Origin of the sequence: Thalassobaculum sp., from assembly GCF_040219615.1 — a bacterium.
GTDB lineage: Bacteria > Pseudomonadota > Alphaproteobacteria > Thalassobaculales > Thalassobaculaceae > Thalassobaculum_A.
In genome coordinates, this window is sequence record NZ_JAVJSE010000010.1 from 107,592 (window position 1) to 129,370 (window position 21,779).

Genomic DNA, 21,779 nt, shown 5'->3' on the forward strand with positions numbered 1-21,779 from the left:
CGGCCGGCCGGCCGTCACCCCGGCCGGGACCGCAGGCTGTCCGCGATCTCCGCGATCGGCGCCGACCAGTCGCCGGGCGTCTCCTGCCAGACGCACCGGGCGGTCGGCAGCCAGCGTGTCTTCTTCTGGTGACGGGCGAAGCGCCAGTCCTCCTGCACTGTCTTGAGGAGCACATGCATCGGCTTGCCGAGCGCATGCGCCATCGCAATCGTCGAGTTGGCGATCGTCACCACGGCGTCGGTGGCGGCTACCTGCGCCGCGAAGGCGTCGAGGTCGCGCTTGGCGTCGATGCCCGGATCCACGACGATCGGCACGCCGACCTGCTCCGCCAGGCGCCGCACCTCGTCCTGGACCTCGCCGTACTGCAGGGAGACGAACACGGTTCCGGGCAATGACAGGATCGGTTCCCAGGCCTCCAGCGGCGCCTCGAACGACAACGCCAGGTTGGGCTTGACGCTCCGCCACGACAGGCCGAGCAGGCGGACGTCGGAGCGCCCGCCGGAATAGCGTTCCCGCAGCCGTGTCACGCGATCCCCATCGACTGCGAGAAACCCCGTCGGGACCGGCGCCGCCATGCGCCCCGACAGCCGCAGAAGGCTGCCCATCGGAATCTGCAGGTCCGCCGCGGCCATCGACGCCTCGGTCCCCGGGTCGCCGCGCCGCAGCACCTCGATCGTCGGAAAGGTCCGCGCCATCAGGCCCGCCAGATGCGGGGTGATCTCGAGAAGGATCCGTCCTACCCGGGTGGAAGCCCAATCGAGGTAGCCCGCGAACCAGATCTCGTCGCCGATGCCCTGCTCGCCCCAGATCGCCAGGGTCGCGTCGGGCCGGATATCGCCGATCCACATCGGCTGCGGAAGCGTCCGTCCGCTGTTCTCTGACCGATAGGACGGGAAGTTCGGCACCCGCCATCGAGCCTCGTAGAGATTGATCCCGACGGCCGGGTCGCCGTCGGCGAGTTCGTGCAGGGCCTCGGCGAACCGATACTGCGGATTCCCCGTGCCGAACCCGATCGCCCGCCTGAACGCCGCACGGGCTTCCGCGGTCGCCCCCTGATGCCGAAGCGCGAAGCCGAGCTGATAATGTGCCTCGGCAATGCCGTCATCGACGATGGTGGCCCTGCGCGCCAACTGGACGGCCCGATCGACGTCCTGCTCTCCCATCATCGCGGTGCTGAGATTGATATAGGCCTTCGCGCGCCCGGGATGCCGGATCGCGGCCTCCCGTTGCAGCCGCATGCCCAGTTCGCCGCGGTCGAGGAACTTCAGGCTCAGGGCGTAGTTCTCGATCACCCCTTCGCGGCGGCCGGGTTCGACGATCAGGGCATGTTCGAAAACGCGGGCCGCCTGGCTGTGTTCGTTTGCATGGCAGAGTTCTGTCCCGGCGCTGCCGAGGGCGTCGAAGCTGGCCGGATCGAGCAGCACCGCGCGCTTCGCGTCGACCACCGCCCGCGACGATTCACCGGTGCGGCGAAGCAGGACGGCACGCAGGATGCGCGGCGTCGGGTCCGCGGGTTGCCGTTCGGCCAACAGGTCGACCAGTGCCAGCGCGCGATCGTAACGTCCGTTGCGCGTGTAGAGTTCCGAGACCAGTTCGAGGAAGCCGGCCGACCAGTCGCGGGGCGGCAGCGGGATCGCTTCGGTGCGGGCCACGGCCTCGTCCAGCGACCCGGCCTGGATCAGGCCCTTCAGCAGGTCCGACCACGGGCGTTCGTCCGCCGGCAGCAGGATCGTGACGCGCCGGGTCCAGGAAACCCGGTCGCGATCCGAGGAGGCGGCCGCCAGGCTGCGCGCGAAGGTGTCGACGGTCGCGGGGCGGTCCGGCGACAGTACCAGCGCGCGCTGGAAGCATCGCCGCGCCCGCTCGGGCTCCCCCCGCTGCAGGGCCAGAACGCCGAGGTTCTTGAAGACGGCGGGATCGCCGTGCGCCAGGGTGGTGGCTGCCTTCTCGACCCAGGACTTCTCGAGCCCGACCCCGGTGAGGTTCATATAGGGCGCAACCAGCCCCGGCGCAGCCGCGGAGGCACACCGCCAACGGCGGACCGCATCGTCCCTGTATCCGTTCGACCAGGCGGTCCGGCCTGCGTCGAGAAGCGCCTGCGGGTTGGGGCCGAGGTCGGTCGGGGTCGGCCGGCCGATCACGGTCACGACGCCCCGGAGTTCACGATCCCCAGGCGGGTCGACGTCGGATTGTCCTCGAGCGCCACCCAACCGCCGGTCTCCATGCTGGCGTAGAGCGCATGCACCAGCCTGAGCGAACCCATGGCCTGGTCGACCCCGATCGGCGGCGGCGTTCCCTTTTCCAGCGCGTCGAGGACCTCGCCGAGCAGCGGCCCATGTCCCAGGCCGTAGCTAGTCGGGACATCCTGGCTGAAGGTCTCGACGGCCCGCTCGTCGCCCTGGCGCGGCTCGACCGGCCGCCAGAACTCCAGCTTGTTCAGGGCCCGCCCGCCGATCTTGGCCATCGCCTGCTCGCCGACCAGATGCAGGGAAGCCTCGAAATCGTCGTCGCGCGCCGACGTGGTCGCCTCGATGGTGCCCAGGGCACCGGAGCGGAACCGGACCAGCCCGACCGCCGTATCCTCGGCCTCGAGGCGGTTCAGGATGGCGGAGCCGGCGGCACAGACCGCTTCGATCGGACCGCCCAGCCACTGCAGCGCATCCAGATGGTGGATCGCCTGCTGGGCCAGGACGCCGCCGTCCATCGACCAGCGGCCGTGCCAGGGGTCGTCGTAGTAGTCCTGATGGCGACACCAGTGAACCCGGATCCCGGCGGTCACGAGCCGGCCGATCCTCCCCTCGTCGACCATGTTGCGCAGGAACCGCATCGCCGGATTGTACCGGTTCTGCTTGATGACCGCGCACATCACCCCCTTGGCGGCAGCCGCGTCCCGCATCCGCTCGGCGTCCGCCGGCCTGAGCGCAACCGGCTTCTCGACCACGATGTTGAGGCCGGCGTCGATCAGCTGCAGCGCATGGACCGCGTGATTGCCCGATTCAGTCAGGACGCAGACCAGGTCGGGTGCCGCCGCGACCAGCTCCTCGATGCTGGACACCGGCGTCCCGCCGACGACCTCCGCAAAGGCGGTGGCCTTCGCGATGTCCAGGTCGGCGGCCACGACCACCTCGACCCGATCGGCGAGTTCCTGGCCGAGCACCTCGCGGTAGCGCGCCGAGACCCGCCCGCAGCCGAGAACTCCGATCCGCCACTTGCGCCGCAGCGTGTTCATACACTTCTCCCTCATGTCTGGCTCGCCGTCGGAGACCGTCGTCAGGCCCTCCGCCGGCCCCCATGGACAGAAACCCTTGAACCGGCCCGAACGTCAACATCGGCCGAACGTCCTGGCAGCCGCGCCTCGCCGCGCCGCCGCCTAGGCGCGCAGCGGCGACCGCAGGTAATCCGACAGGGCGTGTCTGACGTCGGCGATGGTCGGGCCCCAGGACTCCGCCGAATGACGGAAGAACAGCTTCAGGCAGGGCGCCCAAGGGACGAAGGGAGTGCCCATCTGGTGCCACAGCAGGCGTTCGGCCGAGGTTCGGAACACATAGGTCGGACAGCCGACCGTACCGGCCATCCAGGCAAGCGAGATGAGCGGCGTGACTGCCGCATCGGCCTCCTGCAGGATCGCGAGGATGTCCTCGAGGTCGTCGGTCAGATCGACACCGTCCGGGGTGGCCACCAGGAAGTCCCGACGATGGCCGATTTCCCGGAACTCATCGAGTTCCTCCTCGGTCGACGAATACTGGAGGTTGATCACCACAGATCCGGACGGGATCACCGAAGCGATCTGCTCGACCGTCAGGTACTGCCTGTCGCGATCGCGGTTGCGCAGCCGGCTGCGCCAGGACACCGCGATCCGCGGCCGGTCCGGGAACCGCTCGTCCAACCAGCGGCGCCAGCGGTCCAGCCGGTCCGGCGCGATCGTCAGCCGGGCCGGGAATCGGGTCCCGCCCCGTTCCGCCCAGTCCCAGTTGTCCCGGATCAGCTTCTTCATCTCCGCGACGTAGAACTGCGGCACGTGGAAGGACGGGATCTTGTACTGGAGGCCGCTCTTCTGGGCGATCGAGTAGCTCTCGGTCGAGGCCCGGATGAACTCGACCCCCTCGTAGCTGCGCGAGAACAGATCGACCAGGCGTTCGTTGCAGTCGACCACCAGGCGCCGGACGTCCCTGCGGATCAGCGGGATGTACCAGGACATCATGAACTCGTCGCCGAGGCCCTGCTCCATGTACAGCAGGAGATCGCTCGCCGGGGCCGCGTGCGGGCCGGGCCAGATCGCCTGCCGGAATGCGCGCTTCGGCGACGGAAACTCCTTGGTTGCCCAGCGCGCTTCGATCAGCCTGAAGCCGTCCTCGAGTTCGCCGACGGCGATCTTCGACATGCCGGCGTTGAACCGGCATGATGCAACCGACGCGGGATCCCCGGCGGCAGCCTCCTCGGCGCGCCGGAAGCTCGCCACGGCCCGGCCGTAGTGGCCGGTGGCGCGCAGGTAATTCCCCTTGTTCATATGGGCATTCGCGTGCCGATCATTGATCTTCAGCGCACGCTCGATGTACTGCATCGCGATATCTGTGCGTTCCTGGCGATGCATCACCACGCTCAGGTGATTGGCGGCGATCAGGTAGTCTGGTTTCAGGATCAGCGCCGCCTTGCCGAGAACGGTGGCCTCCGCCAACCGGTTCTGTTCGTCCAGAAACAATGAAAAGTTGTAGTAGAGGGTGTAGTACTGGGGAAAGCGGCGGATGATCTCGGGCCACAGCGCCAGGGCCTCATCGAGGCACCCCACGCTCTTGTACATACCCGCGACCGCGTCCCAGATCCGCGGGTCGGCGGGCTTCCGGTCCAACTGGTCCCGGCCGAATGCCAGCGCCTGTTCGGGGTCCTTCTGCAGGATATGCAGCTGGCAGATCCGGTCCACGAGGCTGAAGGCGCCGGGCCTGACCTTCAGCAGCGCACGATTCGCGGCAATTCCGGCGCGCGGCCACCGTACCTCGTAGGTCCGTTCGGCCGCCCGGGCGAGTCGCGGGAGGTCGTCGGGTCTGACCATGCTGGAGCGCCAGAGCCAGCTGGCCTGACGGACCTTCGTGCCGTCCCTGGCATGACCGAGGGCGACCACGTCCATGGCGACCATCGTCGCAGGCGACAGGAGGAGCGCCTTGCGGGCCATGGCCAATCGCTGCGGGTCCGGCGTCGTCGGTGCCGTCAGGAGGCCGCCGATCGCGTCCGGAATATGGTCACCGGGTTCCCGCATGGCCCTGTTCAGCATGCGGGCGGCTAGTTTTACGAAGCGGTTGTCGGTGCTCAGGCGGCGGGCGATCCGCATCGCGACGGCCGGATTGAGGCCGTTCTCGTCGCCGTCGCGCAGGATACCGTCGGCCTCGGCAGATCGGTCCGCTTCGATGAGCAGAAGGAACAGCAACCTGCGGGCATCGGGATCGGCCGGGGCGAGTCGGGTCGCGAGGCGCGCGGTCGCGATCGCCGGCCCGGTCCGGCCGACCGCCTGTTGCGCGCGCGCCAGATTCAGCAGAACGCGATGGTCCCGGCCGATGCCGGCCTGGGCTGCCCGGGTGAAATAGCGCACGGCCGACGCGGCGGCGTTCTGACGTATGGCGATCTGGCCCGCGACCGTCAGACCGGAGCTCGACGCCGGCTCCATGGCCAGGGCGCATCGCACCGGGTGCCAGGCTTCGGCGAGCGCGCCGGTGTTTATCAGTTCACGGGCGCGGCTGAGCGGATCGGCCGGAATCATAAGAGGATCCGTCGTGCATCGGTAATCGATACTGCGGCAAACGCCGGTCGAAAAGAAAGAGGGGCGCTCGATGAGCGCCCCTCCGAAGGTATTCGAGGTTCCAGTATCAGAGGAACTCGAAGTCGTTCACGTCGACCACAGACACACCAGAGATGTTGATCTGCAGGTACAGGTTGGTACCGCCATGGATGTGGAGGATACCCGTCTCGTACACGATGCTGTTGACACCGCCGAAGGTCGTTCCGCTCTGGATCGACGGAGTTGCCGTCATGAACAGCAGCTCGATCTTGTCGTTGCCCCGAACGAAGTCGCTGACCACGTTGAACGTGACAGCAGACGCAACGGCCGTGCTCACCTGCGCGGAACCGGTGGTGAAGACGAACAAGTCGTTACCGGCACCACCGAACATGGTGTCGCCGCCGGTCCATGCACCAGCGACCAGCGAGTCGTTGCCGTCGCCACCGGACATGACCGCAGCACCGAGCGTCCCGCCGATGATGGTGTCGTTACCGCCACCGCCGAACAGCGTGTCCAGACCGGTACCGGCACTCAGCAGGTCGTTGCCGTCGTCACCGTAGACGACGTCAGCGCCACCGCCAGCCGTGATGGTGTCGTTGCCGTCACCGCCGTAGAGCAGGTCAGCCGCCGTGTTGCCGGCGAGCACGTCAGCACCGGCACCACCGAACACGGTGTCGGCACCGTCGGTGCCACCCGACAGAACGTCGTTGTCGTCACCGCCGTAGATAAGGTCGGTACCAGTACCGCCGGTGATCGAGTCGAGGCCCGCACCGCCGGACAGGGTGTCGCTGCCCAGACCACCCAGCAGGGTATCGTTCGCAGCACCGCCGATCAGGAGGTCGGCGCCGGTGTTACCCAGCAGCGAGTCGGCATCGAGGTTGCCGTACAGCGTGTCGTTGCCCTCGCCGCCCGAAAGGACGTCGTTGCCCTGACCGCCATACATCAGATCGGCGCCGGTGTTACCCAGCAGCGAGTCGATGCCGAGGTTGCCGTAGATAACGTCGTTGCCGGCACCAGCGGAAACGGTGTCGTTGTCCTGACCGCCGTAGATCGAGTCGGCCAGGTCACCACCGGTGATCGCGTCAGTACCCTGGTTACCGTAGATCAGGGCCGTGCCGCTGTTGGAGGTGAACGCCACGGTGTCGTTGCCCGCGCCACCGAAGACCGTGGCCGCGCCCGACGCATTGACGAGCGAGTCGTTGCCCGCGCCGCCGCTCAGAACGTCCGAGCCAGCGCCGCCGATCAGCGTGTCGTTGCCGAGGTTGCCGAAGAGCAGATCGCTGCCGGCGCCGCCGGACAGAAGATCGTTACCCTGGCCACCGTACATGGTGTCGGCGTCCGCGCCGCCCGACAGCGTGTCGGCGCCGAGGTTACCGTAAACAAGATCGAGACCGTCGCCGGCCGAAACGGTGTCAGAATCCTGACCGCCGAAGATCGTGTCAGCGCCACCCGAGGCGATGACCAGATCGGAACCCTGGTTGCCGTAAACCAGATCGGCTGCATCGAGCGCTGAGATCGTATCGGAGCCCGCCAGCGCAGAGATCACGTCGCTGCTGGCGGTACCGGTGAGCGACTCGCTAGAGGTCGTGCCAGTAATGTTAGCCATCGTTGTAACTCCTAGACTCCCTACAGAGCGTGTGTGCGTCAGAACGATGCTGATCGTCAAGGACGATCACCACCCTCCCCTGTCAGACCGCGTTCTCACGCAACAGCGCCAGCAGCTACCAGGGAGGACGACACGGTTTTACAGCAGGTCATCCGGCAGGCGCAAGCGGCGTAAGAGGAAAAGATCGTAGACAGTGGACGTTAGTGGCAACCGGTGAATGCCCTGTGACACTTTTGCCACAGGACGCCAAAGGTGCTCAGGAACGGTCCATCCGGCGGTCATCGCGCGCAGAGTAGATCGAGACAGGCCCGGGTGACAATCGTCAGTGCTTCCGGCGGCCGGGCCGCCAGTTCGTCTGCCCTTTCCCGGGCTCGCGATCGGATCCGTTCGTTGCCCTGGGCCATTTCCAGGGCGCGCCCGACATCCTCCACCCGGAACTGCCCGCCGGACCGGAGCGCGACGGCGACGCCCATGCGGCCGAGGCTGGTCGCATTCGAAGCCTGTTCGAAATGGCGCGGCAGCAGCAGCTGCGGCCGGCCGAAACCGAGGGCCTGCTCCGAAGTTCCAACGCCGCCATGGTGGATGATCACCGCCGACCGCTCGGCCATCGAGCGAAGGTCCTGCGGCGCATCCCAGACCTGCAGCCCCTTCCGTCGCCAGTCGTTGCGCTGGGCCACGGACGAGTCGCGCAGGAACACCGAGCCGGTCCGGCCACTCGCCAGCAGCCCATCCAGCAGCCGACCGGTGAACCGGTACGCCGCGGACAGGTAGGCGAAATAGGAATCGCCCGGAATCGAGTCGACAGGCCGCGGCGGCGGGTCGATCGGCCCGACGGCGGCAACCGTGCGCATCGGCCGCCAGGGGTCCAGTTCCGGCAGGGTGACGACGAACCGGGCGTTGCCCTCGAACAGTTCCGGCAGACGCTGCGGTGCCGGTCGCCCGCGGGCCGCCTGGACCTGCCGGACGACGCCGCGCATCCGGCCGTCTTCGTATGCCGGACGGGCCTGCCGGAACGGCAGGAACTCCTCGGTCTCGTGCGGCGGCAGCGTGAAGCCGTCGCCGATCGGGATCCACGGCACCGTCCCGCCGTAGAGCGCCAGATTGGCGGTCGGCGAATAGTCGGTGATGACCAGATCGGGAGCCGTCGTCTCGATCAGCATGTGCCAGGCACCGACGATCGGCGCCAGGCGCTCGGCCGCGCCGAACCCGATCGCCCCCATGATGTCGCCGACCGTGACCGGTTGGGTGCCGTCCGGGCCCCGTATCGGCTCCACCCGGGCGAGCGGCGCCTGCAGGACATCGAAGCCGGCGGACTGCACCACACGTCCGGCGAGCTCGAGATTGCGAACGGCGAATCGGCACTTCACCCCGGCGTCGCGCAGACGCTCGGCGATCCGCAGCAGCCGCGTCACATGGCCCAGTCCGTCTCCCAGCTCCCAGGCCAGAAGGACAGTGCCGGTCACCGCAGCGTCCCGCCCCGGCGACGGGCCTCGATCTCGGCCTGCAAGGCGGCCCGCACCCGGGCGAAGACCCCGTCCCAGTCGTCGAGCACGGACTGCCGGAACAGCCGGGCGCTCGGATACCACGGGCTGTCGTCGCGCCCGATCAGCCAGCGCCAGTCGGCGTTGCGCGACAGGACGACCCAGAACGGCCGCCCCAATGCCCCGGCGAGATGGGCGACCGAGGTGCAGGTCGTGATCACCAGGTCGAGCTTGCCCATCGCGACCGCCGTGTCGCGGAAGCTGATCAGCCGCTCGTTCAGCCGGACCACCGATTCCGGGGCATTCGCCAGTTCCGGCTCGCGGTCGCCCTTCTGCATGCTGAAGAACTTGACGCCGTCGAGGTCGAACAGCGGCATCCACGACTCCAGGCGGGTCGAGCGGGTGCGATCGTTCGGGAACTTCGGATTGCCCCCGAACACGAAGCCGACGTTCAGGCAGGCCGGATCCAGCTCCGGGATCGGCAGGTCCGGCCCCGCCGGCACCGGCAGGTAGGGCACCGCGTTCGGCAGCTGCTCGATGGTGTCGACGCCCAGGGCCCGGGCGGCCGACAGCAACGGCATATGCAGGTCGGCCGGCGGTGGCGGGGCGAACCGCTCGATCATCTCGTCGATGCCCGGAAACCCCTGCAGCAGCGACATCAGGGGTTCGTGGCACTCCAGCACGATGCGGCCGGTCCGGCCCTTGCGCTCGACGATCATCGGCAGGAACCGCAGGAACTGCAGCACGTCGCCGATGCCCTGCTCGGTATGCAGCAGCAGCGTGCGGCCGTCGAACGGCTCGCCGTTCCACAACGGCTGCGGGAAGTCCCGCCGCTTGGACGGGAAACTGTCGTATTTCCAGCGCCACTCGTACTCGTCGAAACCCTCCTTGAGCCGGCCGTCGGCAAGCAGGGCCAGCGAGAGGTTCCAGTGCAGTTCCGCATTGGTGGGACGGATCACCAGAGCCCGCCGATAGTGCTGGATCGCGATGTCGATCCGGTTTTCGGCACGGTAGAGGTTGGCGTAGTTGTAGTTGACGCCGCTGTCCGACGGCATCAGGCACATCGCCCGCCGGTACTGGCGCCTGGCGTCATCGTAGCGACCCATCTTCCGCAGCAGGGCGCCGACATTCGACAGGACCGGCGCCTTCAGCCCCTGCATTTCCAGGGTTTGCTGGTACCAGTGCAGGGACTCGTCGAAGCGCTCAGCCGACTGCAGCAGGTTGGCGAGGTTCAGGGCGGCGTCGCCGAACCCGGTTTGGGTCTCCAGGGCCTGCCGGTAGACGCGTTCCGCCCGGTCCCTGTCGCCGCTCGCTTCGAGCGCCTGCGCCAGCGCGATCCGGAACGTCCGCCGGAACGGATTGAGGTTGACGGCGGCATCGTAGGCGGCGACCGCTTCGCCCAACTTGCCCTGCCGCTGCAGTGCCCCGCCGAGCACGCCGAACAGCGCGTCGCTGCAGGGCGCCCGGCGGAGGCCCCGCCGGGCCAGTTTCTCGGCCTCCTCGCTGCGCCCGAAGATCAGGGAGCATCGCGCCGCCACCGTCAGCAGCTCGGAATCGGCATTCGAGCCGGCCTTCGCCATCGCCTTCTGCACATCCGCCACGGCACCGCGCTGGTCGCCGGAATCCAGGCGGATCGCCGCCCGGTGCCGCAGCAATGTCGGGTCGTTCGGCCTGCCCGACAGTGCCTGCTCGACCTGTTCGAGCGTCGGGCGGGCGCCCAGATGAACTTGTGCTGCCTGCTGGTTCACGAACCGGCCCCGCGTTCCATCTCGAGTTTCAACACACCGTACTTCAACAGCCAGCCCAGGGTGCGCAACGTGCGCAGGCGCTGATCCGGAGCCGTCCGCTCGAGGCAGGCGCCCAGGGTGTCGGCGTCGCCGCGAACGAACTCCACCAGCGCCAGCATGCCCTGCTCGTCCAGGAGTGCGCCGCTGGCGTAGGTGTTGCACTTCAGGGCCAGCAGGTCGGCCACCGTGGTGCCGGCCGGATCGACACTCAGCCGGGTACCGATCGTCCCCTGCATGGTGGCGTGCCCCGCGAACACGTCGAACGGATCGCTGAGCCTGGAGTTCCGGACCGACGACGGCGGCGCGATCTCGGCGGCGGCGCGGCGGCGTGCCGCCAGTTCCGCCCAGAGCTCCTGGTACATTCCGATCAGCCGCGACCAGTCGTATTGCTCGCGCGCCCGCCGGCGGCCGGCCTCGCCCATCCGGCGCCGGCCCTCGGGATCGGTGGCGAGGACCTCCACGGCGGCGGCGAAGGCCGCGACGTCGACCGCCGTCGATTGACTCGCGTAGCCGATGTAGAGGTCGTAGGTCAGCGACCCGCTGGCATAGCTGTCGGCCAGCTTGCCGCCGGCCCCGGCCGGCGGCAGCCAGGTCGGAACCCGGATGCCGGTCTCGCCGTCGATCACGGTGTCGCGGTAGCCGTCCCAGTCGCTGACCAGGCACGGGAGTCCGGCGGCCATCGCTTCGACCGGCGTGATCCCGAAGCTCTCCTGGATATTGTCGGACAGCGACACGAAGATATCGGCGGCCGCCCAGCTGCCGTCGGCGAGCTCCGGGTCGGAACCGTCGAGGAAATGAACCGCCACGTCCTTGCAGTAGCGCGCCGCACCATCGCGATAGCCGGCTTCGGCGGTCGTGTTGGGGAAATGACCGGTCTGCACGAGATGCAGGCGGACGCCCCGCTCGGCGAGCCGCTCGGCGGCGCGCTGCAGACCGAGATACATCGGGACCGGGTGCGCCTTGGCGTGGAACACGAGCCGCCCGAAGAACAGCAGGACGACGTCGTTGTCGGCCGCGCCGATACGGTTCCGCAGCGCCGCGCGGGCCGCGCCGTCGCGGCCCAGCCTTTCGAACCGGGCGACGTCCACGCCGAGCGGAATGACCGGGGTCTGGATCGGGTTGGCAGGGCGGGCACCGATACGTCGCTCCAGGTAGTCGGCATGGTGCTCGATCTGCCGCAGCCCGGCGTCCCGGACCGACTTCGACGTGAAGATGATGGCGTCCCAGGCCTGAACCGGCGCCGTCAGCACGTCGCACAGCAGACCCATGGCACCCTGGCTGGAGATCGTATGGGTGATGCCGCACAGGCTGTAGGCACGCTGGTCGAGCTGGCGCCGGCTCTCGGCGAACCGTGCGATCTGCGGGTCGGGCAGGAAGACGGCGCCGACGGACGCCAGACCCTCGAGCGCATTGGTCGGCAGCGTGGCGACCGGCCGGGCCGACCGCGCGGGATCGTTCGAGGCGATTTCGGCGACCCGGCGGCGGAATACCCCGGCGGCCTCGGCGCCGTAGGTGACGCCGACATAGCGGTCGACCTCGGCATGCCTCACGAAGCCCTCCAGGAACGTCGCACCCGCGACGTTCCGGCCCATCACCTTCTTGACCTGTGTGTCGTAGGCGGTCGGCTCGAACAGGATCGCCGCATTGCTACCGGGAATCACGTTTCCTCACCGTCCTTGGCCTGCGGCGGCAACGCGGCAACCGCCTTGTCGAACTCCTCGACGATCGTATCCAGCCGGTCCGGGCGCCAGACGAAGCGGCGCAGCGGCGTCGCATGCGGAAAGCTCTGGCCCTCGGCGACGCCCAGCAGTTCCGCCATCCTTCCGATCCGTCCGAGGCCGACGACCGCCGGCAACTTTTCCACCGGCAGGAAGCACAGCATCGTCGACCCGGCCATGAAGTAGCTCAGGAACGCGGGACCGCCGTTATCCGCGATGTTGAGGGTGGCGAGCCGGAACATAGCCAGCCGCAGGTCGAGGTCAACCGCACCGATCGAGAACACCGGCAGGTCCCCGAAGATCGACATTTCATAGCCGCCGGTGACCACGTCGGTGTCCGGCACGACGATCGGGTCGAAGCCACGCTCGCGCATCACCCGCGCCGCCGCCAGCCACTCGTCGAGGCGGGAGTTGCGGTCGGGCTCGGCCCGCGACGTGCGCAGGGTGAGGCTGACCGGCCGCCCGCCCGGCGCGCGTTGGGACAGCCAGCCGCCGACCCGCTCCAGCGCCGACGCCGTCGGCTCGAACACCGCCATCTCCTCGGCCGTCGGGGCGAGCTGGAAGACCTGGCTGAGCATGATCAGCTGGTTCGGCTTCTCGAGCGTGTAGTCCGGCGGGATGATCTGCATCGGGTGGATGGCGCGCAGGAGCTGCGCCAGCTCCTTGCGTTCCTTCATGATGCTGACCCCGAGGCAGTTCCGGGCGATGCCGGCGTGCGGCATCAGCACATGCCACAGCCGCCAGACCTTCTCGTCGTAGGGCAGCGTGAGGTCCTTGGGGGTCAGGTTCCGGAACTCGCGGCCCTCGCCCATCACGAAGATCACGTGGTAGCCGGAGAACCCCGCGCGCTGCGACCAGATGTGCGCGAACGCGAAGAAGTTCATGACGTCGAACGTCACCGGCGCCTTGCTGAGGTCGTAGATCGCGTAGAGGCACGGTCGATGCGGCGCTTCGGTCGTCATCCTCGCTCCCTGTCCCCGATCGTCGTCCCGATCGTCAGGCCGGATTCAGCCAGTCGCTCTCGAAGACCTCGTGCCGGGCCGGCATCTCGGCATCGAAGAAGCGTTGATAGTCTTGGGCCGCACGCTCGTAAAGCTCGCCGGACTGCGCGCGTAGCCGGCCGGCCGCCAGAATGAACAGCTTGCGCAGGTAGCGGCGCACCGCCGGCTCGTCGCCGGCCGGCCGCCAGCCGTCCGCCTGCAGCCGCTCCAGGCAGATGATCGCATAGTCCGGCATGCCGTTGCGCAGCGAGAACGCCGCCAGCTTCAGCAGCGCCGCCGCCGTCTCGTCGCCGCCCCAGGCCCCGATCGAGGCCGGCTTGCGGACGAACACCGCGTCGCAGCCGCACAGCGCCCCGAAATTGCCGTCGACCGTCAGGTAGCTCAGCGGCTGGCCGCGGCCGTCGTAGTCCAGGCGCATCAGCCGGAAATCCAGCCGGTCGATCAGATGCGCGAAGATCGCCGAGGCGGTCTGGGTCTCGAAGCTGTCGTCGAACTGCACCTCGACCCGAAGCGCCAGGGTGCGGTCGAGCGTGCGGGCGCCGCCCTCCAGGACCGCCAACTCGTGGCCCTCGACGTCGATCTTCAGGAAATCGGCCCGCGACCCGGTGGCTGCGAGATAAGCGTCCAGGGTGGTGGCCGGCGCGGTGATCGTGCCCTCGACCGTGCCCTCCTCGCGGCGCACGTCGCCGAACCAGAGGCTGTCCGGGTTCGGTCTGGTGGCGCCGACATAGCCGCGGTGGGCGGTGATGAACAGGTCGATCGTGCTGTCCGGGACCGCCCCGAGCGCTTCCGCGAGCACCGTGACGTCCTTGCGGGCAGCGTATTTCCGGGCGAGCCGGGCGGCCTCGACCGGCTCCGGCTCGAACATCCGGTAGTCGAGCGGCGCCTCGAAGCCGCGCCAGGAGGGGTGCAGCCCGTATCGACCGCCGGCGTCGACCACTGCGGTGGTCCACAGGTCGGGAGCGGCGGGGGTGGTGGTCTCGGTCATCGCGGAACTCCTCGAGTCGGCACGGGGCGACTCGCCCAGGGGTGCGGCGTCAGCGGACGCGCTCGATCGTCGGCCGGCGCGGATCGGTCGACCATACCGCCCCGCGGAACCCGTCCTCGGCCAGCTTGCCGGCGATCGCCGGCTGGTGGTGATAGGCGCCGATGAACACATGGTCGAGCCCGGCCAGCAGTTCGGCGCTGCGCGGATGGATGGTCGCGGTGCCGCCGCGGCCATAGGTCTGGCGGCCGGCATAGTCCGGATTGTCGTCGATGAAGCGGGTCGGCGCCGCCCCGGCCTCGAACAGATTGAAGAACGTCACGCCCTGCGAGGTCGCGCCGTAGACCGCGGTGCGTTCGGGCCGGCCGTCGAACGCCGCCAGGAAGGATTCGTGCGCCCGCCGGCGCTCGCCCACCCGGTCGGTCCGGCTCGGCGCCGGGTTCCGGTCCGGCAGTTCGGTCCGCCCCGGCCGCGCCAGGATGCCGACGTCATGGCCCTGAAGGATGTCGTGGGCGGCGGTCACCACCAGGCCGGCGTCCGCCATCAGGCGGCGGCGGGCCGCGTCGTCGAGATAATGCAGGTGCTGGACATGCACTTCCATGTAGGCGCCGCTCCCGGCGATGAACTCCAGGGTCGGCACCTCGACATAGGCGAAGCCGTCCGGCGCGACCGCCGCTCCCAGGGCCCGCACGAACGGCCGCACCTCGGCGATGTGCTCGACCACCTGCCGGCAGATCACCCCGTCGAAGGTCTCGTCGATGGTGCCGGGGCCGAAGAAGTCGTTCACCACGCGGATCCGGCCGGCCTGGTCGCCCAGCAGGGCCGGCAGGTCGTCGTTCGGCTCGACCACCGTGACCGCCGCGCCGAGGTCGGCCAGCAGCCGGGCCAGGCTGCCGGTGCCGCCGCCGACCTCCAGGATCCGCTTGCCGGTCAGCCGCTCGCGGCCGAGGAAGTCGATCAGCGTGTCGTAGCGCCGGTGCATGTCGGCCGACACCGGTCGGTTGGTGGCGGTCTGCCGCCGGTAGATCTCGGCGATGGTCTCGTCGGACAGTTCGCGGTTGAACACATGACCGCAGGCCACGCACTGCCGCAGCCGCACCGGCGCGAACCGGTCGGTCAGCCCGGGGTCGGCGACTACCCAGAACATCTGGGCGTCGGTCTCGTACACGACCCGAGCCCGCTCGGCTTCGCACAGGGGGCAGACGTCGGACATGGGACGGCGCGCTCCTTCCGCCGGTCCAGCTGGCGGCGCCCGTGCTATAGGGGACGAAGCCGCTTCCGATCAAGGCAATCCCACCGCAGGCGCCGCCGATGAACGAGCCCCGTCCAGCTGCAGAAACCTGCGTCACCGGCGCCGGCGGCTTTCTCGGCGCGCGGATCGCCGCCGCCCTCGCGGCCGCCGGCCGCCGGGTAGCGGCGTTCGGACGGGTGGCGCCGCCGGGGCTGGACCGCCGTGTGCGGACGGCGGCCTGGGACGGCCGGCAGCCGGCCCCCGCCGGCCTGCAGGTCGACGCGGTGGTCGACTGCGCCGCCGCGATTCCGTCCCGGCTGGCGGATCCCGACCTGCTGATCGCCACCAACGTCGCGCTGGCCCGCAATGCCGTCGACCTGGCCGCCCGCTGCGCGGCGCCGCTGCTCTACATGTCGTCGCAGTCGGCGATCGGCCGGCCGGCGGCCGCGACGATCGACGACGCCACGCCGCCGGACCCGGACACGCCGTACGGCCACTCCAAGCTCGCGGCCGAGCGGCTGATCGCCGCGGCGGTGGCGGACGGCTCGCTGCCCTGGGCCGTGGCGCTGCGGCTGCCGGCGGTGATCGGGCCGGGATGCCACGGCAACTTCCCGGCGACCGTGGCGGCCCGGCTGGCGGCCGGCGAGACGATCACCCTGTTCAATCCGGACGGCCCCTACAACGCGGTCGTCCACGCCGACACCGTCGCCGCCTTCGTCGGGCACCTGCTGGCGCATCCGCCCGCCGGCTTCCGGGCGGTGTCGCTGGCCGCGAGGCCGCCGATTCCGGTGCGCGACGCGGTCGCGGCGATCGCCGCCGGGTTCGACGCGGCGCCCCGGCTCGACGTCCGCCCGGCGGCGCACGCCTCGCCGGTCATCGACCCGACGGGCGCGGTGGCCCTCGGCTTCGTGCCCGACGGGACCCGCGACGTGCTGACCCGGTACGGTGCCGAGGCGGCGTTACGCATTGCGACCCCGCCGCCGCCGCGATAAGACTGCGAACGTTCCAGAGGGTTTAAGCGGCACAGAGGGCTCGGCAATGACCGGCAGCAACATGGGCGTCGACAACAAGTTTCCGGGCAAGGACCTGTCCGAGGACGACCTGCAGAACAAGATCCCGCTCGTCGCCAAGAAGCGCCCCGACCACCGCACCACCTTCGAATGCGCCGGCATCGAGTTCGGCGGCAAGCTGGTCCCGGTGATGGCCGGCCCGAACACGGTCGAGAACGAGGAGCTGATCGTGAAGACCGCGATCGGCGTGAAGAAGGCCGGTGCCCACTTCCTGCGCGGCGGCGCCTTCAAGCCGCTGACCTTCCCGTACCGCTCGCCGAAGTTCTTCGAGCCGCGCGAGGACGGACTGAAGTGGCTGCAGGTCGCCAAGCAGGAGACCGGCCTGCCGATCGTCACCGAGGTGATGGAGATCACCAAGATCGAGGTGGTCGCGAAATACGCCGACATGCTGCAGATCGGCACCCGCAACATGCAGAACTACCCACTGCTGACTGAGGTCGGGAAGACCGGCATGCCGGTCATGCTGAAGCGCGGCTTCGGCAACAGCCTGCGGGACTGGCTGATGGCCGCCGAGTACATCGCGCTGGAGCACGACAAGCTGCGGCAGCCGGCCAAGATCGTGCTGTGCGAGCGCGGCGTGGTCGCCCCGCATACCCACCGCGCGACCTCGCGCTTCCTGATCGACCTGCAGGTCATCCCGGCGGCCCAGGAGGCTACCCACCTGCCGATCATGTCCGACCCCAGCCACGCCACCTTCTGGCAGCCCTGGGTGAAGTCGATGATGCTGGCGTCGATCGCCGCCGGCGCCGACGGCCTGATGCTGGAGGTCCATCCGGACCCGGTGAACGCCGCCGTCGACCCGCTGCAGTGCTCCAGTCTCGAGCAGTTCGACGACATCATGAAGGCCTGCCGCCCGGTGGCCGAGGCGATCGGCCGGACGGTCGACGCCTGACCATGGCCGGCCCCGCCTCCTTCGCCGGGCCGATCGGCAACCCGGTCACCATCGCGACAGACCGTTACGCCGCGATCCTCGGCGCGTCGCCCTCCAAAGGCGCGCGCTCGCCGCTGCTGTGGAACGCCGCCTTCCGGGCCGCCGGAATCGACGCGGTCATGCACCCGATGGACGTGACCGCCGGCGACCTGCCGGCGGTGGTCGCCGCCCTCAAGGCCGATCAGCGGTTCGTCGGCGGCGCGGTCGCCGTGCCGCACAAGCAGGCGCTGGTGTCGCTGCTCGACCGGGTCGAACCTGAGGCCGCGCGGATCGGTGCGGTCAACGCGATCTACCGCGACGGTGGCGCCCTGGTCGGCGCCAACACCGACGGCGCCGGGGCCTTGTCGCAGATCGAGGAACTGGTCGGCGGCGCGAACGCCCTGATGACCCGCCGGGCGCTGGTGCTGGGGCTCGGCGGTGCCGGCCTGGCGGTCGCCGCGTTCCTCGCCGGCCGGGTCACCGAGCTGACGGTCGCCAACCGCAGCCGCGCCACCGCCGGGGCGGTGGCGGCGAAGCTGGGGACACTGGTCGCCGACTGGCCGGTCGGCGCCGACGTCACCAGCAAGGTCGACCTGGTGGTGAACGCGACCTCGGTCGGCCACAAGGACGGTCCCGCCGGGTCGCCGCTCGACGAGGCGGCGCTGGCCGCCCTGCCGGCGTCGGCGGCGGTGTACGACGTGATCTACCAGCCGGAGGTCACGGCGCTCCTCGCCGCGGCGGCGGCGCGCGGGCTGGCGACCCGCAACGGCCTCGGCATGAACCTCGACCAGGCGGTCATCGCCTTCGGCAAGGCCGTCCCGGGGGCGCTCGACATGGATGCCGTCCGCGCCGCGATGCGAGCGGCTTGACGGAGACGCTGGCCATGCGCCGCATCCTGCTGACGGCCGACACGCCGGAGCTGACCGTGGAGACCGTCGACGAGGTGACCGCGACCCCCCTCACCGAGGTCGCCGCCCGCTACCATGTCGTCGTCCCGGCCGACCACATGGCCGAGCCGCCGCTGCTGTCCGACGGCCTGCGGGTCGCCTTCCTGTGCACCGACCTGGACGCCTTCGACCGGCTGCGCCGGCTGGCGCTGCCGGGCGACCTTTTGTTCAAGCCGTCGCCGGTGGCCCGCCTCGACCTGCTGCGGCGCGGCCGGCGCACCCTTGTGGCGGCGCGGCCGGTCGCGGCCGGCACGGTCCTGGGCGAGGCCGACCTGGCCGAGGTGGTGGGCGGCACCGGCATCGGCGCCGAGCATCGAATTGCCATGATCGGCCGACGCACCATGTACGCCATGGCCGAGGGAACGGCCGTCGATTTCGGCATGATCTCCGAGGACCCGGTGGATGTCCCGCCCGCCGGCTCGGCGGGAGGCGAATCATGATCAGCGTCGTGCTGCGCGCCAAGAACGAGCGCTACTGGATCGGCCGCTGCCTGACCGCGATCCGGCGGCAGCGCCTGCCCGACATCGACGTGGTCCTGGTCGACAACGACTCGACCGACGGCACGGTCGAGGTCGCCGAGGCCCATGGCTGCACGCTGACCAACATCACCCGCGAGCAGTTCTCCTACGGCCGCGCCCTCAACATCGGCATCGAGGCCGCAAGGCACGACGTGGTGGTGCTGCTGTCGTCGCACTGCGTGCCGGTCGACGAGCTGTGGGCCGACTACGCCAACGCCCATCTCGGGCCCGAGGGCGACCCGCGGGTCTGCGGGGTGTACGGGCGCCAGGAGCCGTTGCCGGACACCAGCGCGATCGACCGCCGCGACCTCTGGACGACGTTCCGAGACGAGCGGGTGCGCCAGCGCCTCGACTACTTCTTCCACAACGCGAACTCCGCCATCCGCAAGTCGATCTGGCGCGACCAGCCGTTCGACGAGAAGATCCGCGGGGTCGAGGACCGCGAGTGGGGCAAGCGCATGATCGCCGCCGGCTACGACATCGTCTACGAGCCCGGGATGCGGGCCTATCACCAGCACGGCATCCACCAGGGCCGCGACGAGGGCCGGGCCAAGCGGGTCGCCGAGGTCATCGAGGTGATCCGCTCGGGGAGCGCGTCGTGAGCGCGCCGCTGGTCATCATCCCGGTGCTGTCGGCAGCGCGCAGCACGCCGCGGCTGCTGATGCCGATCCACGGCCGGTCGAGCCTGGAGCGTACGCTCGACTCGGCGGTCGCCGACCTGCCCGACTCCGACGTCGTGGTCACCACCGACGACGCCCGGATCCGGGACATGGCGGACGCCTTCGGCGGCCACGTGATGTCCCATGGACGCACCGCCGAGAGCTATGTCGCCGCCCTGGCCGAGGTCGCCCGCACCCGCGACGCCGCCATCGTGGTGGTGCTGGAGCCGACCCACCCGTTCCGGCCGGAGGGCCTGATCCGCCGCACTGCCGAGAACCTGGCGGCCCGCGACCACCTGGACAGCGTGGTGTGCGTGCGGCGCTTCACGGCCAACCTGTGGCGCCGCACCGGCGACGGCGAGATCCTGGCGATGTCCGAGGGCGGCGACGCCCGCGACGCCGTGTATTTCCAGGAGATGGTCGGGCTCGCCCTGGCCGCCAGGCCGCATCTGTTCGGGGACGGCCGCCGGCTCGGCGACGCCGTCGGGTTCGAGGTCGTCGACCAGACCTGGGCGCTGGTCGACGTCCGCGACGACACCGGGTTCACGGTCGCCGAGGCGCTGGCCGACCGCCTGCCGCAACTGAAGGAAGCAAGCGCATGAGCATGGAGAGTCGGGGGGCGGCCGATCGGGTGATCGCCATCATTCCGGCCCGCGGCGGCTCGAAGGGGCTGCCCGGCAAGAACGTCCGGCCGATCGGCGGCAAGCCGCTGATCGCCCATTCGGTGCACCACGCGCTCGAGTCCGGGGCGTGCGACCGGGTGCTGGTCACCACCGACGACGAGCAGATCCGGGCCGCCGCCGAGGCCGCCGGCGCCTGGACCCCGTTCATGCGCGACCCCGGGCTGGCCGAGGACCTGACCCCGACCGAGCCGGTGCTGAAGGACGCGCTTGAGCGCGCCGAGGCGATCGACGGCCCGTTCGGGATCGTGGTGTTCCTGCAGCCGACCGACATCTTCCGCAAGCCGGAGTGGATCGCCCAGGCGGTCGGCATCCTGAAGAGCCGGCCCGAGGTCGACAGTGCCTTCGTCGCCAACAAGACCCACAAGAACTTCTGGACCCGGGGCGAGGACGGCACCTGGAAACGGGTGTTCGACTGGATGGCGGTGTACGGCCCGCGCCAGACCCGCACCCCGCTGTTCCGCGAGGATACCGGCATCGCCTCGGCGCTCAGGGCCGGCCTGATCCGGCAGGGCCTCCGCACCGGCGACCGGGCCGAGATCATCGAGATCAGCGACACCGCGTCGGGCATCGACATTCACGACGAGTTCGACTTCTACCTCGCGGAGAAGGCGCTCGAATGGTTCGCGACGAAGGGCAAGGGCTGATGTCCGACAACCAACGCAGGGGCGTGGCCCTGGCGGACGGGCTGCACACGGCGTTCCCGACCCCGCTGCTGGTGCGGCGCTACGAGGAGTCCGACCTCAACCGCCGCCTGCTCGAGCACATCGCCGCCCGCGAGGCGGCCGAGACCTCGGCCGGCATGAGCAATGTCGGCGGCTGGCATTCCGGCAACGACCTGCTGGACGCCGACAACCCGGCGATCGTCGAGCTCCGCCAGCGGGTCTGGAAGGCCGTCAAGTGGATGGTGTCGAACGTCGGCACCGGCGGCCATTTGGCCGGCCGCCAGATGCGGGTCTCGGCCTGGGCCAACGTCGCCCGCAACGGCTCCTACAACGCCATCCACAACCACACGCCGGCGGTGTTCTCCGGGGTCTACTACGTCAGCACCGGCGATCCGGCGCCGGAGGGCAGCCGAGACGGGCTGATCGAGTTCGTCGACCCGCGCCCGGGCGCGCATGGCGGGCCGCTGCCGACCCATGCCTTCCACAAGCAGCTGATCCTGGATCCCGAGCCGGGCATGCTGCTGATGTTCCCCGGCTGGCTGCTGCACTACGTGCATCCGTACCGGGGAACCGCGCCGCGGGTGTCGATCGCGTTCAACCTGTGGCTCGACCCGGTGGCGCCGGCGACCGGCTGACCCACCGTCGATCACGGGACCTCACGCCCGGCGCGGCGCCCCTGTCGCAGCGTCGGCCCCGAATGCGAGACTGCGCCGCCATGGAAATCCCGCCGGTCCGTCTGTCGCCCGCCGGTCCG

Annotated in this window: 18 protein-coding genes; 8 read left to right on the top strand and 10 right to left on the bottom strand. The window is 69.7% G+C overall.

All coding sequences use genetic code 11. The features are described 5' to 3' along the window. Positions 1 to 14: 14 nt before the first annotated feature. The 10 genes from RIC31_RS05215 to RIC31_RS05260 all read right to left on the bottom strand — a co-directional run bounded on the left by RIC31_RS05215 (position 15) and on the right by RIC31_RS05260 (position 15,558). Positions 15 to 1,988 carry a tetratricopeptide repeat protein gene (locus tag RIC31_RS05215; protein WP_350103845.1) on the bottom strand — a complete coding sequence of 658 codons (1,974 nt, stop codon included), beginning with the start codon at positions 1,986 to 1,988 and terminating at the stop codon, positions 15 to 17. 155 nt (positions 1,989 to 2,143) lie between these two features. Then, positions 2,144 to 3,229: a Gfo/Idh/MocA family protein gene (locus RIC31_RS05220; RefSeq protein ID WP_350103848.1), complete on the bottom strand. Its 1,086-nt coding sequence runs from the start codon at positions 3,227 to 3,229 to the stop codon at positions 2,144 to 2,146. A gap of 141 nt (positions 3,230 to 3,370) precedes the next feature. Further along, positions 3,371 to 5,749 carry a tetratricopeptide repeat protein gene (locus tag RIC31_RS05225; RefSeq protein ID WP_350103850.1) on the bottom strand — a complete coding sequence of 793 codons (2,379 nt, stop codon included), beginning with the start codon at positions 5,747 to 5,749 and terminating at the stop codon, positions 3,371 to 3,373. A gap of 106 nt (positions 5,750 to 5,855) precedes the next feature. Further along, a complete protein-coding gene (locus RIC31_RS05230) occupies positions 5,856 to 7,373 on the bottom strand; it encodes a calcium-binding protein (protein ID WP_350103852.1) in 1,518 nt (505 codons plus the stop codon). Positions 7,374 to 7,651: 278 nt separating this feature from the next. Further along, positions 7,652 to 8,836, bottom strand: coding sequence for a nucleotide disphospho-sugar-binding domain-containing protein (locus RIC31_RS05235; protein ID WP_350103854.1), 1,185 nt, complete (start codon positions 8,834 to 8,836; stop codon positions 7,652 to 7,654). Then, positions 8,833 to 10,602, bottom strand: a complete 1,770-nt coding sequence (locus RIC31_RS05240) for a tetratricopeptide repeat protein (protein WP_350103856.1) — start codon at positions 10,600 to 10,602, stop codon at positions 8,833 to 8,835. The genes RIC31_RS05235 and RIC31_RS05240 overlap by 4 nt, the downstream gene beginning before the upstream one ends. Next, positions 10,599 to 12,302, bottom strand: coding sequence for a glycosyltransferase family 4 protein (locus RIC31_RS05245; protein ID WP_350103859.1), 1,704 nt, complete (start codon positions 12,300 to 12,302; stop codon positions 10,599 to 10,601). Before RIC31_RS05245 ends, RIC31_RS05240 begins: the two co-directional genes overlap by 4 nt. Further along, complete coding sequence (locus tag RIC31_RS05250) at positions 12,299 to 13,321, bottom strand: hypothetical protein (protein ID WP_350103861.1); 1,023 nt, start codon at positions 13,319 to 13,321, stop codon at positions 12,299 to 12,301. The genes RIC31_RS05245 and RIC31_RS05250 overlap by 4 nt, the downstream gene beginning before the upstream one ends. 34 nt (positions 13,322 to 13,355) lie before the next feature. Beyond that, on the bottom strand, positions 13,356 to 14,348 hold the full coding sequence (locus tag RIC31_RS05255) for an FkbM family methyltransferase (RefSeq protein ID WP_350103863.1): 993 nt from the start codon (positions 14,346 to 14,348) through the stop codon (positions 13,356 to 13,358). 49 nt (positions 14,349 to 14,397) lie between these two features. Beyond that, positions 14,398 to 15,558, bottom strand: coding sequence for a class I SAM-dependent methyltransferase (locus RIC31_RS05260; protein WP_350103864.1), 1,161 nt, complete (start codon positions 15,556 to 15,558; stop codon positions 14,398 to 14,400). Between the two features lie 98 nt (positions 15,559 to 15,656). Here RIC31_RS05260 and RIC31_RS05265 point away from each other — a divergent pair, with 98 nt between their 5' ends. Genes RIC31_RS05265 through RIC31_RS05300 form a run of 8 tightly spaced genes read left to right on the top strand, consistent with a single transcriptional unit; the run spans position 15,657 to position 21,660 of the window. Then, positions 15,657 to 16,568, top strand: coding sequence for an NAD-dependent epimerase/dehydratase family protein (locus tag RIC31_RS05265; RefSeq protein WP_350103866.1), 912 nt, complete (start codon positions 15,657 to 15,659; stop codon positions 16,566 to 16,568). 46 nt (positions 16,569 to 16,614) lie between these two features. Then, entirely contained in the window at positions 16,615 to 17,538 is a 924-nt protein-coding gene (gene aroF / locus RIC31_RS05270) for a 3-deoxy-7-phosphoheptulonate synthase (RefSeq protein ID WP_350103868.1), read from the top strand. 2 nt (positions 17,539 to 17,540) lie between these two features. Further along, on the top strand, positions 17,541 to 18,425 hold the full coding sequence (locus RIC31_RS05275) for a shikimate dehydrogenase family protein (protein ID WP_350103870.1): 885 nt from the start codon (positions 17,541 to 17,543) through the stop codon (positions 18,423 to 18,425). 14 nt (positions 18,426 to 18,439) lie between these two features. Then, a complete protein-coding gene (locus RIC31_RS05280; RefSeq protein ID WP_350103872.1) occupies positions 18,440 to 18,943 on the top strand; it encodes an SAF domain-containing protein in 504 nt (167 codons plus the stop codon). After that, the gene (locus tag RIC31_RS05285; RefSeq protein WP_350103874.1) at positions 18,940 to 19,623 is read left to right on the top strand and encodes a glycosyltransferase family 2 protein; all 684 of its coding nucleotides are present in this window, start codon (positions 18,940 to 18,942) and stop codon (positions 19,621 to 19,623) included. The genes RIC31_RS05280 and RIC31_RS05285 overlap by 4 nt, the downstream gene beginning before the upstream one ends. After that, entirely contained in the window at positions 19,620 to 20,282 is a 663-nt protein-coding gene (locus RIC31_RS05290) for an NTP transferase domain-containing protein (protein WP_350103876.1), read from the top strand. Before RIC31_RS05285 ends, RIC31_RS05290 begins: the two co-directional genes overlap by 4 nt. Beyond that, positions 20,279 to 21,007: an acylneuraminate cytidylyltransferase family protein gene (locus RIC31_RS05295; protein ID WP_350103878.1), complete on the top strand. Its 729-nt coding sequence runs from the start codon at positions 20,279 to 20,281 to the stop codon at positions 21,005 to 21,007. The genes RIC31_RS05290 and RIC31_RS05295 overlap by 4 nt, the downstream gene beginning before the upstream one ends. After that, a complete protein-coding gene (locus RIC31_RS05300; RefSeq protein ID WP_350103881.1) occupies positions 21,007 to 21,660 on the top strand; it encodes a TIGR02466 family protein in 654 nt (217 codons plus the stop codon). The genes RIC31_RS05295 and RIC31_RS05300 overlap by 1 nt, the downstream gene beginning before the upstream one ends. Positions 21,661 to 21,779 lie beyond the last annotated feature (119 nt).

Coding starts and splice junctions, on each gene's coding strand:
- RIC31_RS05215 (WP_350103845.1), bottom strand. CDS start 1,988: ATGAACCTCACCGGGGTCGGGCTCGAGAAGTCCTGGGTCGAGAAGGCA.
- RIC31_RS05220 (WP_350103848.1), bottom strand. CDS start 3,229: ATGAACACGCTGCGGCGCAAGTGGCGGATCGGAGTTCTCGGCTGCGGG.
- RIC31_RS05225 (WP_350103850.1), bottom strand. CDS start 5,749: ATGATTCCGGCCGATCCGCTCAGCCGCGCCCGTGAACTGATAAACACC.
- RIC31_RS05230 (WP_350103852.1), bottom strand. CDS start 7,373: ATGGCTAACATTACTGGCACGACCTCTAGCGAGTCGCTCACCGGTACC.
- RIC31_RS05250 (WP_350103861.1), bottom strand. CDS start 13,321: ATGACGACCGAAGCGCCGCATCGACCGTGCCTCTACGCGATCTACGAC.
- RIC31_RS05255 (WP_350103863.1), bottom strand. CDS start 14,348: ATGACCGAGACCACCACCCCCGCCGCTCCCGACCTGTGGACCACCGCA.
- RIC31_RS05260 (WP_350103864.1), bottom strand. CDS start 15,558: ATGTCCGACGTCTGCCCCCTGTGCGAAGCCGAGCGGGCTCGGGTCGTG.
- RIC31_RS05265 (WP_350103866.1), top strand. CDS start 15,657: ATGAACGAGCCCCGTCCAGCTGCAGAAACCTGCGTCACCGGCGCCGGC.
- aroF (WP_350103868.1), top strand. CDS start 16,615: ATGACCGGCAGCAACATGGGCGTCGACAACAAGTTTCCGGGCAAGGAC.
- RIC31_RS05275 (WP_350103870.1), top strand. CDS start 17,541: ATGGCCGGCCCCGCCTCCTTCGCCGGGCCGATCGGCAACCCGGTCACC.
- RIC31_RS05280 (WP_350103872.1), top strand. CDS start 18,440: ATGCGCCGCATCCTGCTGACGGCCGACACGCCGGAGCTGACCGTGGAG.
- RIC31_RS05285 (WP_350103874.1), top strand. CDS start 18,940: ATGATCAGCGTCGTGCTGCGCGCCAAGAACGAGCGCTACTGGATCGGC.
- RIC31_RS05295 (WP_350103878.1), top strand. CDS start 20,279: ATGAGCATGGAGAGTCGGGGGGCGGCCGATCGGGTGATCGCCATCATT.
- RIC31_RS05300 (WP_350103881.1), top strand. CDS start 21,007: ATGTCCGACAACCAACGCAGGGGCGTGGCCCTGGCGGACGGGCTGCAC.